Below are 14864 nucleotides of genomic sequence, written 5' to 3'. Positions count from 1 at the left end.
CTGCAACCTGTACGCTAGCTTTCTGCCGCTCGACCGCCCGGCCCCGTGATGAACATCAACGAACGTCTGCCCCCCTCCGGAACGGAAGCGCTGGTCGATTACGGCCATGGCGAGTTCCGGGTCGTGCGTCCTGGCGCCTTCGTCCGCTGCGCCATCACCGGCGCCCCGATCCGGCTCGAGGATCTGCGCTACTGGTCGGTGGATTGGCAGGAGGCCTATGCCTCGCCCGAGGCCGTGCTATTGCGCGTGCGCCGCGCCGGCCGCAGCTGAACGAGCCTTCGCGAGGCAGCCGCGCAGGAGCGCGTCGAGCGCCTCTTCATCGTCGAAGGCGAGCGTGACCGGCACACAGATCAGGAGCGAGCGCTCGGCCGTCGGCCAGAGCGGCGCGAGCTTGACCATGTCCTTCTCGGTGACGGCGATGCGGCAGGCTTTCGCCTTCGCCTCGGCGATCAGCGTCGCGACGTCGCCCGCTGAATAGGCGTGATGGTCGCCATAGGCGCGCTCGCCGGCAAGCCGCGCTCCGGCATCACGTAGCGTCGCCGCGAATTTCTCCGGTCGGCCGATCCCGGAGACCGCCAGCACCGATAGCCCGGCGAGCTCGGCCTGGATCTCGACCGGCGGTGCCAGCCGCGCCCGCAGCACGCGCTTGCCCACGGCGAGCGCCTGCACGGCGACATTGTCGCCTGTCGCTCCCTCGCCGATGATGACGAGGGCGTCGACCTGTCCAAGCTGGCCGGCGAGTGGCGCGCGCAGCGGCCCTGCCGGCAGGCAGAGGCCGTTGCCGACACCGACAGCACCGTCGACGATCGCGAGGCGCAGGTCCTTGTGCAGTGAGGGGTTCTGCAGCCCGTCATCCATCAGGACGAGGCTGGCGCCGGCCTCGCGCGCGAGCGTCGCGCCGGCCGGCCGCTCGCGCGCCACGATCGTCGGCAGGCGGGCCGCCAGCAGCAGAGGCTCGTCGCCGACATCGATCGCATTGTGCCGGGCCGGGTCGACGCGGAGCGGGCCGGGCAGCTTGCCGCCATAGCCGCGCGTCAGGGCGAAGGCTGTCTCACCCATCGTGGAGAGCTTCGCTGCGAGGGCCAGCGTGGTCGGCGTCTTGCCGGCGCCGCCGGCGACGAAATTGCCGATGCAGATCACCGGGATGCCGGCTCGCGCGCCCGGTTGGCGCATCCGTTTCAGCGTGATCCCGCCGTAGAGCGCCCCGAGCGGTTGCAGCAGCCGGGCGAGGGCGGATGGCGGCGAGCGCCACCAGAAGCCCGGGGCCCGCATCAGCCCGTCGCCTCGCGCTGGCCGATGGCCGCGCGCAGCAGGAGCGGCTCGATCGCCTGGACCGTGCGCTCGAGCGCGCCGCTGAGCTCCGTGCTGGTGCGGGCTGCGGCCCGGGCGGCCTGGCGCGCAGCGGCGGGGTCGCTGAGCCAGCGATGCACGCCTTGGGCGAGCTCCTGCCGGTCGGCGACTTGAATCGCGCCGCCGCCAGCGTCGAAGGCGGCGAAGAGGTCGGCGGATTTGTGGACCAGCGGGCCGTGCAGCAGGGCGCAGCCGAGCTTGGCCGGCTCGATCGGGTTGTGGCCGCCGATCGGCGCGAGCGAGCCGCCGATGAACGCGACCGGCGCCAGCCGGTAGAACAGGCCGAGATCGCCAAGCGTGTCGGCGATGTAGAAGTCGATGTCGCGCTCCGGCAGGTTCCCCAGCGAGCGGCGGGCGCTGGCGACGCCATTGGCCTGGGCCAGTGCCTCGACCTCGCCGCCGCGGTCGGGATGGCGCGGCACGACGATGGTGAGGAGCTTGGGCAGGTGCTGCCTGACGCCGAGATGGGCGGCGAGCACGTCCTCCTCCTCGCCGGGATGGGTCGAGGCGGCGACCCAGACCGGCCGGCCGGCGGCGAGGCCGTCAAGCAAGGCGAGCGTGTTGGGATCGGCCGGCGGCGCGGGAACGTCGAACTTCAGGTTGCCGGCGATGCTGACGCGCGGGGCGCCGAGCTGGGCGAGGCGCTGCCCATCTTCCTGCGATTGCGCCAGGCAGCGGTCGAAGCCGGAGAGCAGATAGCGCGAGGTCTTGGGGAATTTGTACCACCGCCGGAAGGAGCGCTCCGACATGCGCGCATTGACCAGCACGAGCGGGATGTCGCGCTTGCCGGCTTCGATCATCAGGTTCGGCCAGATCTCGGATTCGCAGATCAGGCCGAGATCGGGGCGCCAATGGTCGAGGAAGCGGCGCATATAGCGTGGCACGTCGAGCGGCAGGAATTGATGGATCGCCCCGGCCGGCAGACGCTGCGCCAGCAACCGCGCCGAGGTCACCGTGCCCGAGGTCACCAGCACGGCGAGCCCGCGCCGCTGCAGGCGCTCGATCAGCGGCAAGAGCGTCACCGTCTCGCCGACGCTGGCGCCGTGCAGCCAGACCAGGGTCTTTTGCGGCCGCTCGACGCTGGGATAGCCGCGCCGCTCGGAGAGCCGCGCCGGGTCTTCCTTGCCGCGCCGGCGCCGCCAGAGCAGCAGCCCGGCCGCAACCGGCTCGAGCAGGGCGGTGAGCGTCCGATAGGCGCGTATGACGAAGCTGCGGCCGATCATGCGGCGCTGGCCTTCGCTGCGATCTTGGCGGCCTGGGCTTCGCGCAATCCTGCCCCGGGATCGCGCGCGCCGATCAGCGCATAGGCGCGCTCATGCACGGCATCGAGCCCGGCCTGGACGGCGAGCCGCGCCGCCTCGCAGGTCGCTTCGTCGGCGTCGCGCGCGACCCGCACGGGATCGCCGACGACGATGGCGCCGCGCCCGAAGGGCAGGCCGATCGAGGCGCGGTCCCAGCTGTTGAAGTCGATCCGCCGGCTGGTCACCACCGCGATCGGATGGATCGGCCGGCCCGAGGCCCGTGCCAGCTGGACGATGCCGGGGCCGCAGACACGGGCGCGCTTGGGGATATCGGCGGTCAGCACCATGGTGTCGCCGGCGGCGAGCCGGCGGACCATGGCGAGGAAGGCCGGTGCGCCGCCCTTCTCGCGGACCTTCTTGCCGGAGGCGCCCGAGCCGCGGATCGCGCCGATGCCGAGCTCGCGCAGGGCCACGGCGTTGAAGCCGCCATCGCCATGGCGCGAGACCAGCGAGCAGGACGGCATCCATTCCGGTCGGGCGAACGGGATCATGATGTGCTGACCGTGCCACATCGCGATGATCAGCGGCAGCTCGCCGCGCACATGCTCATAGACATCGGCCGGCTCGACGACGAAGCGGTTCGTACGCCTGACCAGGCGCAGATAGAAGGCGAGGCTGCGCCCGAGCACCTCCTGCGCGAATTTCGTCTTGAGCAGCGAAAATCCCATCGAACCGGACTGGCCGTGACCCTGGAATCAGTTCTGCGCCGTCGAGGGATCGAGCAGGCGGTGCAGATGGACGACGAAATAGCGGGTCTGGGCCTGGTCGACGGTCTGCTGCGCCTTCGCCTTCCAGGCGGTGTGAGCGGCGGCGTAGTTGGGATAGACGCCGACGATGTCGAGCTTGGAGAGATCCTTGAACTCGACTCCGTCGAGCGAGCTCAGCTCGCCGCCGATCACGAGGTGCAGCAGCTGCTTGGTGTCGTGGCTCGTGCTCATCGTCCGTCTCCGACCGGTGTCTTGAAATCTCTGTCGCAAGCAGGCCGAAGCGCTGCCGGATTCGCTCCGACTTGCCCCATCTGCGCTTTTGCCGTGCGATCAGATAAGGCATCCGCTGCTCGCGCGCGAGGGCCGATTGCCAACAAATTGCGGTTATTTCCGGCAGTTTTCGTCCTGACGCGGCGGCAGCGGCGTTGCGCCGCGCTCTAGCTGCGCTGCGGTTGGCTTTCGCGCAGGCGGCTCAGCGCGAGGGCGAGCGGGGCGGCGAGGCTGTTTCCGGATGCCATCAGCATGCCGTGAACCGGCATCTCGCGGTTGTAGCGCAGCGGCTCGCTATCGGCCGTCGTCACTTGCCCGCCCGCTTCGCTGAGCACGAGGTCGGCGGCGGCGAGATCCCAGTCGCGGGCATCGGGCGAGACCAGCCCGGCATCGATCGTGCCGTCGGCGATGCGGGTCAGCCGCAGCGCCAGCGACGGAATCTTGTCGGCGGCCGTGAAGCTCTCCTGGCGCGCCAGCGCGTCGAGCATCGGCTTGGGGCCGGCGATGCGCGCGCCGGTGAGCGAGGTGAGGTCTGTCGTTCGGATCGGCCTGCCGTTGCTCATCGCCCCGCCGCCGCTGGTCGCCGTATAGGTCGTGGCTCCCGCAGGCGCATGCACCACGCCGAGGATGGGCTTGCCCGCGTCGAGCAGGGCGACACAGACCGCCCAATCGGGCGAGCCGGCCATGAAGGCACGGGTGCCGTCGATCGGATCGACCACCCAGACGAAGCGTCGCGACAGGCGGATCGTATCGTCGGCCGTCTCCTCCGAGAGCCAGGCCGCGTCCGGCAGCAATGCCGACAGGCGCACATTCAGGAACGTGTCGACGCCGATATCGGCTTCCGTCACCGGCGCGCCGCCGGCCTTGGACCAGGTCTTCGCCGCGGTCTGCGCGCCGGGGCGGAACAGGTCGAGCGCGAGCTGGCCGGCCTCGCGGCAAGCGGCTTCGACGGCGGGCAGCAGATCGCGGGCGATTGGCAATGGTGTTGATGTCATCGGACTTCGTTACGGCTTTGCGGGATGGTGGAACAAGGAAAAAGCCACCATCACCAGAAAGATTCCGTCAAGCATCAGCCGGGAAACCAACCGGAGAGAGGCGGAAAACCGCCTCATCACCTTTGTTTAACCCTCAAGCTTAAGCGCTCGGACAATCCTTCCCGCCAATCTCCTCCCTGCAAAGCACGAGAACCCCGCATCGACAGAGGGTTCCGGGCAGCAGGGATTAAAAGAGAGGCGTTAAAACCGATGGCCAGCGTCACGCCGGCTGCCGGGGAGGCTGGCTACGTGCCCGTTTTCCCCGGCAGCGCACATAACCAGAGCGGACAGCCCTCGCAGCCGGCGCATGCGCCGCAGCAGTCCGACAGCCCCCGCATCGAACGTGTCGGGCCGGTGCGCATCCTGCGCGGCGGCGCCGGCTGGCGCGGCATCGCCCTGCGCCTCGCGGGCGGTGCGATCGCCGATGATGACCGTTTCCAGCTTGCCCTGACCGCCGGTGACGGCCGTTCCGTCATCGTCGCCGTGCTCGACCAGGACGATGCCATCGCCGTCTGGCGCGACGCCGGCCGGACCAGCGGCCTGCCGCTCCTGCTCGAGACCAGCGACGGCGCGATCACCGAACCCTATCCGCAGGTCGGCCGGGTCGCGCTCGGCACGACCCGCATCCGCCGCCGGCATGCTCTGCTCGCCGGCCGCCGGCCGCGCTTCCTGACCCGGCGCAAGACCGGCCGCCTGCCGGAGCGGCCGGTGGTGATCAAAGGCGAGATCCTGTCCTAGAACGCGAACTTCACCAGCGCATCGAGCGCGAAGCCAGCTGCGAGCAGCAGTCCGGCATGCCAGTTGGACCGGAACAGCTTCAACGCCGTGGGCCCGTCGGCTCCGGCGATGCTGTGGACCTGCCAGCCCAGGTGCAGCGCGAACAGCCCGAGCCCGATGAAGGCGACGAAGCCGGCGCTCGCGAGCCAGGCGGCGGCGGCGGCGAGGGCGATCGTCGCGCCGTAGCACAACCCCACCGCCTGCTGGGTGAAGGCGCCGAAATAGCGTGCGCTCGACTTGATCCCGGCGATCACGTCGTCCTCGATGTCCTGCATCGCGTAGATCGTGTCGTAGCCGATCGTCCAGAACACCGCGGCGGCGTAGATCAGATAGGCCGGCGCATCGAAGCGTCCGAACACCGCGCTCCAGCCGACGAGCCCGCCCCATGAGAAGGCGAGGCCGAGCACGAACTGCGGCATGTTGGTGATCCGCTTCATGAACGGATAGATCGCGACGATCGCCAGCGAGGCGATGCCGGCGATCACCGTGAAGCGGTTGAACTGCAGCAGGACGACGAGGCCGACCAGGGAGAGCCCGACCATGAAGGCGGCGGCTTCCTTCGGGCTGACCTGGCCGGAGGGCAGGGGGCGACCGCGCGTGCGCGCCACCTGGGCGTCGAGCTTGCGGTCGACGATGTCGTTGAAGGTCGAGCCTGCGCCACGCATCACGATCGCACCGATCAGGAAGAGCAGGCACTGCCAGAGATCGGGAAAGGCCTGGCCGGACGCGATCGCTGCCAGGCCGGCCGCCCACCAGCACGGCAGCAGCAGCAGCTGCCAGCCGATCGGGCGCTCGATCCGGGCGAGCTTGAGATAGGGCCGCAGGCGCTTGGGCGCACGCGTATCGACCCAGTGGCCCTTGAGCGCGTCGGGAAGGGGCGTGTCGGTGGCGTTGGGGGACGACGCCATCTCGACGCCGTCTTTCAGAGTGCGCCCTGCGGCACGCGCATCGGGCCGCCGGTGACGGAATCGGAGCCGCCGAACGGGTTGGCGCCCTGCTGCTGCTGTGCCTGCTGCTGGGCGCGGCGCTGCATCTGCGCCTGCTGCTTCACCGCATTGCAGGCCTGGCCGCGGATGGTGCCGGCCTTTTCGTTGTCGGCCTTCATGCCGTCGACGAAAGTCGCCGGAATCTGGCACCAATCCTGATTGGCGGTGGCGAACTTGATCAGCGAATTGCCGTTGCCGACCAGCCGGCCCAGGACGCCGCAGGCCGCCTGCGGCGTCATCTTGCGCTTGGCTTTCGCGTTGGCATTGAGCTGCCCCACGATCGACTGACGTTCCTGCATCAGCTTCTGCAGGTTCTCGCAGCCCGAGGGCACTTGCGCCAATGCCGGCGCGGCCCAGCCAAGGCCAGCCAGCGCTGCAGCCAGCTTCAGGGTCGCGTATCGCCGCATCATCCGCTCCGCTCTTGTCCCGTTAACCACGCCCGCCCCAGCGTCGCGGGCCTTTCCATAACAGCCAGAGCCGTGCGCCAACAAGCGCCGGCTTGTATTTTGCCAGGACCGACTTGCCGATAGCGTGGGATTGTGGCGACTTTCGCGCCATTCTTGTGGATATCGGATTGGGTTCGCATGCGGGATTTCACCAAACACCGGCTGTACAACGAGGCGCCGCTGGCGGCCGGCGTCGTGCTGGACCTCGCGCGGGACCAGGCCAACTATCTGCTCAACGTGCTCCGGCTGCGCAGCGGCGACACGATCCTCGTCTTCAATGGCCGCGACGGCGAATGGCTCTGCGCGATCCGGGCGGAGGGGCGCAAGCAGGCGAGCCTGGAGGCGCTGGAGCAGACCCGCCCGCAACCGCCGGCGCCGGACCTCATCTATCTCTTCGCACCGCTGAAGCATGCCCGGCTGGATTACATGGCCCAGAAGGCGGTCGAGATGGGGGCGGGCGTGCTCCAGCCGGTGCTGACCCGCTTCACCCAGGTTTCGCGGCTCAATCTCGACCGGCTCGCCGCCAATGCCGTCGAAGCGGCCGAGCAATGCGGCATCCTCGCTCTGCCGGAGATCAGGGCCGAACGGCCGCTCGCTGCGGTGCTTGCCGGGCTCGAGCCGGAGCGGCTGCTTTTCTTCTGCGATGAGGCGCAGGACGCCGGAAGTCCGATCACCGCTCTGCAAGGGGCGGCGCGTGGACCGCTCGCCGTGCTGATCGGCCCGGAAGGCGGCTTCGACGAATCGGAGCGCGCCCTGATTCTCCAGCGCGAGCGGGTGCTGCGCCTGTCGCTCGGTCCGCGCATCCTGCGGGCCGACACCGCGGCGGTCGCGGCGCTCGCCCTCGTCCAGGCGACGCTCGGCGACTGGTCCGCCAATTAGCTCCGGGGCTTGCGCCAGACCGGCCTCTTCCCTGCCGGTTGGAACGCCATGGCGGCTTCCGCGTTTAGGCGTGGAAACTGCGCCACCGGTCGCAGTTCCGACTCATTGACTGGCAGTCTGGCGCCGCCGCTTCGCTTCGGAGCGGCCCGCCACGGGGGAGAGACATCATGGTGAGCAGCGCCTACCGCTTCGGCGTCGAGGAGGAGTATTTCCTGTCCGATGCCGAAAGCCGCGGCGCCGTGCGCAAGATCGCACCGCGTTTCATCGAAGCGGCGCAGGCCGCCTTTCCGAACGAACTGCAGCGCGAGATGCTGCAATCCCAGATCGAGGTGGCGACGCCGGTCTGCGAGAGCATGACCCAGGCCCGCCATTCGCTGCAGCGGCTGCGTTCGGGGCTCGCGACCATTGCGCGCGAGCACGACATGCTCCTGCTTGCCTGCGGCACGCATCCGAGCGCCGTCTGGGCCCGCCAGCGCGCCACCGAGGCCAAGCGCTATGATGGCATCATGCGCGACCTGCAGATGCTCGGCAGCCGCAACCAGCTCTGCGGCCTGCACGTCCACGTCGAGGTGCCGGACGAGGAACAGCGCATCTCGATCATGGTCAGGATGTTGCCCTATCTGCCGCTGCTGCTCGCGCTCTCGACCTCCTCGCCCTTCTGGCAGGGGCGGCGGACCGGGCTGATGGGCTACCGGCTCTGCGCCTATGCCGAACTGCCGCGCACTGGCCTGCCCGAGCTCTTCACCGATGCTGCGGACTACCGCACCTATGTCGACACCATGGTCGCATCGGGCGCCATGCGCGATTCCAGCTTCATCTGGTGGGCGATCCGGCCCTCGCACCAGCATCCGACATTGGAACTGCGCGTCGCCGACAGTTGCACGCGCCTCGACGACACGCTCGCCATCGTCGCACTCTATCGCTGCCTGGTGCGCCATCTCGCCCGCAATCCCGATCTCAACGCCGACTTGACCGCGGCCTCGCGCGCCCTCGCCGGTGAGAACATCTGGCGGGCCCAACGCTACGGCCTGCATGGCGGCTTCGTCTGCGAGAAGCGCCGCGCCATGATCCCGGTCGGACAGGTGCTCGACGAGGTGCTCGACGTCCTCGACGAGGACGCGGCCGCGCTCGGCTGCGGCCTCGATCTCGCCCATGGCCGCACTATCGTCGCCGGCGGCACCAGCGCCGACATGCAGCTCGCGATCTTCGAGGAGGCGCGCGCCGGGACTGGCGGCCAGAACGCCGGACTCGTCGCCGTCACCGACTGGATCGCCGCGCAGACGCGCGCGGATGAAGATCAGGATGGCGGACTCGTGCCGAAGGGTGAGAATCTGCTGCGCGGCGCCGCATGAGAACTGCCGCGATCATGCATTGATGCAAGGTCGGCGTGTGCTTGCACGCGTTTGCGGTCGTTGTGGGATGCTCGCCGCTCGCCTAATGCTGTCGCTCCTCAGCGCATGGCGCGGCGGGGCGTTCGCTCCCGCTTGTTGTGTCGCACCGTTCGATCCGGCGCATTTCCCGTCTGGCCAGATTGGCTGGCAGCGCGCCGGTGCATGCATTCCGGAGCGCCCATGGCCCGCGACGTATCCGATTCGACTCCGATCAGCTCGAAGGCCGAACTCGTCGGCTGGATCGCGCAGGGCGAAAAGCCGGCTTCCGAATTCAGGCTCGGCACCGAGCACGAGAAGTTCCCGTTCTATCGCGACGATCTCAGCCCGGTTCCCTATGAGGTCGCCACAGCCGGCCGCAGCGGCGGCATCCGGCAATTGCTCGAAGGCATGCAGGAGCGTCTCGGCTGGGAGCCGATCCTGGATGCCGGCCATGTCATCGGTCTCGCCGGTCCCGATGGCGGCGGCGCGATCTCGCTGGAGCCCGGCGGACAGTTCGAGCTCTCCGGCGCGCCGCTTGCAAATGTGCATGAGACCGCCCGCGAGCTCGACCAGCACCTCGCCGACCTGAAGGCAGTGGCCGAGCCGCATGGCATCGGTTTCCTCTCGCTTGGGCACTCGCCGCTCTGGACGCGCGGGGAAACGCCGATGATGCCGAAGCGGCGCTATGAGATCATGAAGAACTACATGCCGAAGGTCGGCACGCGCGGCCTCGACATGATGTTCCGGACCTGCACCGTCCAGGTCAATCTCGACTTCGCCAGCGAGGCCGACATGGTGCGCAAGCTGCGGGTCTCGCTCGCGCTGCAGCCGCTGGCGTCGGCACTCTTCGCCGCCTCGCCCTTCAGTGAAGGGCGGCTCAACGGCTTCCAGTCGATGCGCTCCGAGATCTGGCGCGACACCGACAACGCCCGCTCCGGCATGCTGCCCTTCGCCTTCGACGCGGGCATGTCCTACGAGGCCTATGTCGACTGGGCGCTCGACGTCCCCCTGTATTTCGTCAAGCGCGGCGACACCTATCACGACGTCGCCGGCGCTTCCTTCCGCGATCTGCTGGCGGGCAAGCTCCAGCAATTGCCCGGCGAGCGCGCCACCATGTCGGACTGGGTCAATCACCTTGGAACCCTGTTCCCGGAGGCACGGCTGAAGCGTTACATCGAGATGCGCGGCGCCGATGCAGGCCCGGTCGAGATGCTGAACGCGCTGCCGGCTTTCTGGGTGGGCCTGCTCTACGACGACGCCGTGCTCGCGGCCGCCTGGGACCTGGTCAAGGGCTGGAGCGCGCAGGAGCGACAGGAGCTGCGTGATACGGTCCCGAAAGCCGGGCTCAACAGCCGGATCGGGAACCGTCCGCTGCGCGAGCTGGCCCGCGAAGTGATCGAGTTGTCGCGCGCCGGGCTGGCTCGCCGGGCCCGGCTCGACGAGCAGGGGCGCGACGAGACGGTCTACCTCGAGCCGATCGTCGCCATCGCCCAGAGCGGCCGCACGCTCGCCGAGCGCCTGGCCGTGCGCGAGCAGGGCGCCTGGGGCGGCAAGGTCGAGCCGGTCTTCCCGGAGCTCTCCTTCTAATCGCCGGCCGAAGCCGGTTTCGGCTGGCGGCGGCGCCTTTCACGCGTCGGATTAACCGATCGGCCCGGAGTTTCGCATTCGTAGAGGCGTATGGAGCGCATTCCCGTCCGCGATACTCAACGCGATCACCACGGCTCGGCCGTGCTCGACGACGGCTTCGTCGCCTTTTCTATGCCTGATCGCAGTGATCGCCGCGATTCAGCGGAGCGCCGGCTCAATGTGTCCGCGCTCTCATTCTCCATTCACTTTTAACTGCATTTTACCATACCGCTCGAAGACTGAGCGATCAGGCGGGTTTTGCCAGCGATACCGGTGACATTCACAGGTCCTGGAAAGGTTTTCTCAATCGCGTCGCGCCTACCGTTCGGGCAATCGTCCTGTTGCTCGCCTGTAGCGTTTGCGAGGCCCTCCGATGCCCGGCCTGTTTCGATCTTTCCTGAAGGATGTCCGCGGCGTCAGCGCGTTGATGTTCGGCATGTCCTTGCCGGTGATCGCGCTCTCGGTCGCCGGCGGCATCGATTTCAGCCAGGCGGCGGCGCGCCGTCAGCGCATCGCCAGCGAGGTCGAGATCGGCTGTCGGGAAGCCGCTCTCAAAATTAACTCGCAGTCGCAGAAGACAGGTGCCGATCCGAAGAAGGACTACACTTCGGTCGCCAATACCGAGATCAAAAGCCGGGTCACCGGCGTCTCGCAGTCTGGCGTCAGCGGCGTCACTGTGACGAGCACATTGGCCAACAATGTCATCACCGCAGTCGCAACTGCCACCAGCACGAACTCCTTCGGCGGTATAGTGGGCTACGATACAATCGCGCTTCGCGTCGAACGGCGCTGCGATTATGTGCTTGGTACGCCAGGTGGAGGTGGGGGTAGTCCTGGCACGGTTCTCTTCATGGAATCCTTCGAAACCGGGCACAATGTCGCCTCTAACAGCTGGACTGTGCTGAATAACTGGAATGGCTGGACGACACAAAGCGGCAAAGGCGGTATCGAGATCAACGGTATTCCCGAACTCGCAGCCAATACAATCCGGTTCGGAAATTTCTTCGCTGAGTTGGACTCTCATTGTTACGTAACGAACTGCAAGACTAATTCGAACATGTGGCGCGAATTCACCAACCTTGAGGTTGGTAATTACGAATTAAGTTATTGGTATATCTCGCGAGTCCGTAATCCTGATTATGCTGGTCAGACCCTGTGCGCCTATAAGACTGACGCGACCTCGGTCTGGACCAAGCTTGCTGCGGCAAAATGGGAAGCTCAGACCAACCGGATCGAGGTATTTTTCCAGAAGAAGTCGAGTAGTTATACCACGCCCTCTAAAGACGTGGACAAGGGCACCGATCAGGTCGATGTCTGCGTGCATACCGACAGGTGGACAGAGCGTAAAATTCCCTTGAAAGTCACGAGCAAGGGGACCTATCGCATCTTCTTCCAGGCTGCCGGCCGCGAGGATACCTATGGCGGTCTGATCGACTACATCCGCTTCTGCAGCAGTGCATGTCCGTGACGAGCGCCGATATGGCCAGGAACGGCTCCCCGCGAACCTGCCACAACCGGCTGGCGGCTCGATTTGGGCGATTCCGCAATGATGCTGCTGGCTCGACCGCAGTCGAGTTCGCCTTCATAGGTCTCATCTTTATTGTCTCGATGCTCGGCATCGTCCAATTCGCTCTCGCCTTCATGGCAAAGATGTATCTCCATGACGCCGTGTCGGAGGCTGCGACCGGCCGAACGGCGGGGACCTATGCGGGCAACCGCTCCCAGGTGGCGGCACAGATCTGCGGGCGGATGATCGCGCTCGACAACTGCGCTGCTAATCTTCAATTGGAGACCCAGCCGTTGACGAGTTATTCAGCGGCTGCTCAGTCTGTCACAGGAACGGTCTTTGTCGCCGGCGCGTCCGGGACGGTGATGCTGATCCGGGCACGGGTCCCAGTGATGACCTTCGTCCCGGGCCTGCCGACGCTTCATGTCAGTGCAGCCGCGCTATATACGAGGCCGTGATGAAACGGTTCGTCAGAATGTTCCGACGTACAAAGCAGCGTGATCTGATCAGCGATCAGAATGGCGTCGCGGCCGTTGAGTTCGCCCTCATCGGCATGGGTATGTTCACGATGCTCTCGGGCGCTGTCGACATCACTCAGGCGATCACGATCCAACGCGATCTAAACCGAGTGGCGGCCGAGGTCGCGCAGGTTTTGGCTGCTTGCAAAGGCGCGCCTGGTTGCGCCATTCCTGTCATGGAGGCGATCAATGCGCGCCGCGCGAATATCGCGCCGAATCTCGGGACGATACAACTCGGTATGGCTTACTTCACCAAGGATAATAATCGTGTCGAAGAAATCGGCGGATTCATGACTTATCTACCGTCCGACATGAATGCCGACGCGATGGCGAGGCTGGAGAATAAGGATAAGGGCGTAGCAGTTCTCGCGACCTACACCCACCAGCCGATCATCCTCGGCCTGGCCAACGACTGGGGTTTCACGACCAAGAATTTTCGCGCGCCCAGAGTCGTTCTCAGTTATCGCCCCCCGGCACCGTAAGCGCCGGCTTCCGTTCACTCCGCCGCCACCTTGAAGCTCTGCAGGTTGTCCAGGCTCTGGATGATGTGCTCGGCGAGCGCGTTCGACAGGATCGACGGGTCGTGCCTTGTGCGCAGCAGGCCGATCTTGCAGGAGGGCAGGGTCGAGAAGCCTTCGGCCGGCCCCAGGATGCGCATGCCGGGCCTGACCGCGCTTTCCGGCAGCACCGAGACCGCGAGCCCCGCCACTACTGCGGCGCCGACCGCGGTCGAGTTCCAGCTGGCATAGAGCACGCGGAAACGCCGGCCCTTGCTCTCCAGCGCCTCGACTGCCGCCTGGCGCCAGTTGCAGGTCGGCCGTCCCAGCGCCAGAGGCAGCGGATCCTCCTCGTGCACGCAATGGCGGGCCGAGGTCACCCAGAGCAGCGGCTCGATCCGGATGATCTCGCCCTGGCCGCGCCCCTCGACATGGGTGATGATGGCGAGGTCGATATCGCCGCTGCCGATCCGCTCTGCCAGCATCGGCGTCGGCTCGCAGACCACGGTGACCTCGGTGCGCGGATTGGAGCGGGCGAAGCGCGCCAGGATCTCCGGCAAATAGCGGTCGGCATAGTCGTCGGGCACGCCGAGTCGGATGCGGCCCTTGAGATCGGCCTCGGTGAAGCTGGCGACGCATTCGAGGTTGAGCCTGACGATGCGACGGGCATAGTCGAGCAGGCGCTCGCCGTCCTCGGTCAGCTTGGCATGGCGCCCGTCGCGGCCGAAAAGCGGCCGGCCGACACGTTCCTCCAGCCGCTTCATCTGCATCGAAACGGCCGATTGCGTCTTGAAGACGATCTCGGCGGCGCGGGTGAAGGAGCCGGTATCGGAAATGGCGACGAAGGTCTTGAGCTGATCGGCGTCGAGCACATGGGCCATGGCCGGCCTCCTCCCAGAGGGTCATCAAGATCGGTTGTGTTAAACATCATAACCATTCGTTTGGCTGATGACCAGCGCGGAGTTATCGTTTGGGCATTCTCCCGCACATACCGGTCAGCGTCGGGGCGGCGGGGGAGCGAGTTTCCAGTCCAACCCGAGGAGGCCGTCATGTTGATCATGACCTTCGTCACGAAGACCTTGTCAGCCGTTTCCGGCGGCGCGGCGCGTGCTGCCGCCCATTCGGTCACGGGCACGAAAAATCTGGTGCGCGCCTTCGTGCACCGCCGCGAAGTGATGCGTCTCAGCGAGCTCGACGAGCGCGGGTTGAAGGACATCGGCCTCATCCGCTCCGACATCGACGGCGCGCTCTCGGTGTCCTGGCTGAACGACCCGTCGAGCGTGCTGCAGGCCCGCTCGGATCAACAGCAGTCGGCTGCCGCGAGCCGGCGAGAGGCCGGGCTTCGACGGCCTGTGGTGATCCAGGCCGCGACGCGGCCCGGCGCGAAGGACATCAAGATCGCGTGCAACGCCTGACCCCTTGGCGTGACGCGTCCCTGCGGGCGGTGGCTTCGGCTGCCGCCCTTTTTTTGTGCCGGACATGCAACCTGGCCGCGATAGTTGACCGCTGAGCGCGCAACGTAACACTTCATTCAGCAAGTTCGACCACATTTGCGCCGCATTGCGCCAGGACCGGCGCCCCGATCCCTCGCCCCGG

The 14864-nt window shown here is 66.9% G+C and carries 17 protein-coding genes; 9 read left to right on the top strand and 8 right to left on the bottom strand.

Features of this window, described 5'->3' with window-relative positions:
* Window positions 1–48 precede the first annotated feature (48 nt).
* A complete protein-coding gene (locus tag ASE66_RS01895; protein WP_057187876.1) occupies window positions 49–270 on the top strand; it encodes a DUF2093 domain-containing protein in 222 nt (73 codons plus the stop codon).
* On the opposite strand, the gene lpxK is transcribed toward ASE66_RS01895, so the two are convergent.
* The 5 genes from lpxK to ASE66_RS01870 all read right to left on the bottom strand — a co-directional run bounded on the left by lpxK (window position 238) and on the right by ASE66_RS01870 (window position 4623).
* Complete coding sequence (gene lpxK / locus ASE66_RS01890) at window positions 238–1272, bottom strand: tetraacyldisaccharide 4'-kinase (RefSeq protein ID WP_057187875.1); 1035 nt, start codon at window positions 1270–1272, stop codon at window positions 238–240. The genes ASE66_RS01895 and lpxK overlap by 33 nt on opposite strands.
* A complete protein-coding gene (locus tag ASE66_RS01885) occupies window positions 1272–2573 on the bottom strand; it encodes a 3-deoxy-D-manno-octulosonic acid transferase (protein WP_057187874.1) in 1302 nt (433 codons plus the stop codon). The genes lpxK and ASE66_RS01885 overlap by 1 nt, the downstream gene beginning before the upstream one ends.
* Entirely contained in the window at window positions 2570–3319 is a 750-nt protein-coding gene (locus ASE66_RS01880; RefSeq protein ID WP_057187873.1) for a lysophospholipid acyltransferase family protein, read from the bottom strand. The genes ASE66_RS01885 and ASE66_RS01880 overlap by 4 nt, the downstream gene beginning before the upstream one ends.
* 27 nt (window positions 3320–3346) lie before the next feature.
* Window positions 3347–3589: a DUF4170 domain-containing protein gene (locus ASE66_RS01875; protein ID WP_057187872.1), complete on the bottom strand. Its 243-nt coding sequence runs from the start codon at window positions 3587–3589 to the stop codon at window positions 3347–3349.
* Between the two features lie 206 nt (window positions 3590–3795).
* Entirely contained in the window at window positions 3796–4623 is an 828-nt protein-coding gene (locus tag ASE66_RS01870; protein ID WP_057187871.1) for a 3'(2'),5'-bisphosphate nucleotidase CysQ, read from the bottom strand.
* 249 nt (window positions 4624–4872) lie between these two features.
* Between ASE66_RS01870 and ASE66_RS01865 the strand changes: the two genes are divergently transcribed.
* Window positions 4873–5400 carry a DUF6101 family protein gene (locus ASE66_RS01865; protein ID WP_057187870.1) on the top strand — a complete coding sequence of 176 codons (528 nt, stop codon included), beginning with the start codon at window positions 4873–4875 and terminating at the stop codon, window positions 5398–5400.
* Here ASE66_RS01865 and ubiA read toward each other — a convergent pair.
* Together ubiA and ASE66_RS01855 are read right to left on the bottom strand one after the other, a co-directional pair.
* Window positions 5397–6347 carry a 4-hydroxybenzoate octaprenyltransferase gene (ubiA, locus tag ASE66_RS01860; protein WP_057187869.1) on the bottom strand — a complete coding sequence of 317 codons (951 nt, stop codon included), beginning with the start codon at window positions 6345–6347 and terminating at the stop codon, window positions 5397–5399. The genes ASE66_RS01865 and ubiA overlap by 4 nt on opposite strands.
* Window positions 6348–6361: 14 nt before the next feature.
* Window positions 6362–6832, bottom strand: a complete 471-nt coding sequence (locus ASE66_RS01855) for a hypothetical protein (RefSeq protein ID WP_156411987.1) — start codon at window positions 6830–6832, stop codon at window positions 6362–6364.
* A gap of 177 nt (window positions 6833–7009) precedes the next feature.
* On the opposite strand from ASE66_RS01855, the gene ASE66_RS01850 reads away from it, so the two are divergent.
* The 6 genes from ASE66_RS01850 (at window position 7010) to ASE66_RS01825 (ending at window position 13253) form a co-directional block, all read left to right on the top strand.
* Complete coding sequence (locus ASE66_RS01850; protein ID WP_057187867.1) at window positions 7010–7750, top strand: 16S rRNA (uracil(1498)-N(3))-methyltransferase; 741 nt, start codon at window positions 7010–7012, stop codon at window positions 7748–7750.
* Window positions 7751–7917: 167 nt separating this feature from the next.
* Window positions 7918–9102: a carboxylate-amine ligase gene (locus ASE66_RS01845; RefSeq protein ID WP_082613129.1), complete on the top strand. Its 1185-nt coding sequence runs from the start codon at window positions 7918–7920 to the stop codon at window positions 9100–9102.
* 219 nt (window positions 9103–9321) lie between these two features.
* The gene (locus ASE66_RS01840; protein WP_057187866.1) at window positions 9322–10707 is read left to right on the top strand and encodes a glutamate--cysteine ligase; all 1386 of its coding nucleotides are present in this window, start codon (window positions 9322–9324) and stop codon (window positions 10705–10707) included.
* A gap of 412 nt (window positions 10708–11119) precedes the next feature.
* Window positions 11120–12214 carry a TadE/TadG family type IV pilus assembly protein gene (locus ASE66_RS01835; protein WP_057187865.1) on the top strand — a complete coding sequence of 365 codons (1095 nt, stop codon included), beginning with the start codon at window positions 11120–11122 and terminating at the stop codon, window positions 12212–12214.
* Window positions 12205–12711 (top strand): TadE/TadG family type IV pilus assembly protein, encoded by a 507-nt coding sequence (locus tag ASE66_RS01830; protein ID WP_057187864.1) that lies wholly within the window; start codon window positions 12205–12207, stop codon window positions 12709–12711. Before ASE66_RS01835 ends, ASE66_RS01830 begins: the two co-directional genes overlap by 10 nt.
* Window positions 12711–13253, top strand: coding sequence for a TadE/TadG family type IV pilus assembly protein (locus tag ASE66_RS01825; protein WP_057187863.1), 543 nt, complete (start codon window positions 12711–12713; stop codon window positions 13251–13253). The genes ASE66_RS01830 and ASE66_RS01825 overlap by 1 nt, the downstream gene beginning before the upstream one ends.
* Window positions 13254–13267: 14 nt before the next feature.
* Here the strand turns inward: ASE66_RS01825 and ASE66_RS01820 are convergent, their stop codons facing one another.
* Complete coding sequence (locus tag ASE66_RS01820) at window positions 13268–14149, bottom strand: LysR substrate-binding domain-containing protein (protein ID WP_057187862.1); 882 nt, start codon at window positions 14147–14149, stop codon at window positions 13268–13270.
* Between the two features lie 168 nt (window positions 14150–14317).
* On the opposite strand from ASE66_RS01820, the gene ASE66_RS01815 reads away from it, so the two are divergent.
* Window positions 14318–14683 carry a DUF1127 domain-containing protein gene (locus tag ASE66_RS01815; RefSeq protein WP_057187861.1) on the top strand — a complete coding sequence of 122 codons (366 nt, stop codon included), beginning with the start codon at window positions 14318–14320 and terminating at the stop codon, window positions 14681–14683.
* Window positions 14684–14864 lie beyond the last annotated feature (181 nt).

The organism is Allobosea sp. Root483D1 (assembly GCF_001429505.1).
Lineage (GTDB): Bacteria > Pseudomonadota > Alphaproteobacteria > Rhizobiales > Beijerinckiaceae > Allobosea.
This window is presented reverse-complemented; position numbering and strand designations above follow the sequence as displayed.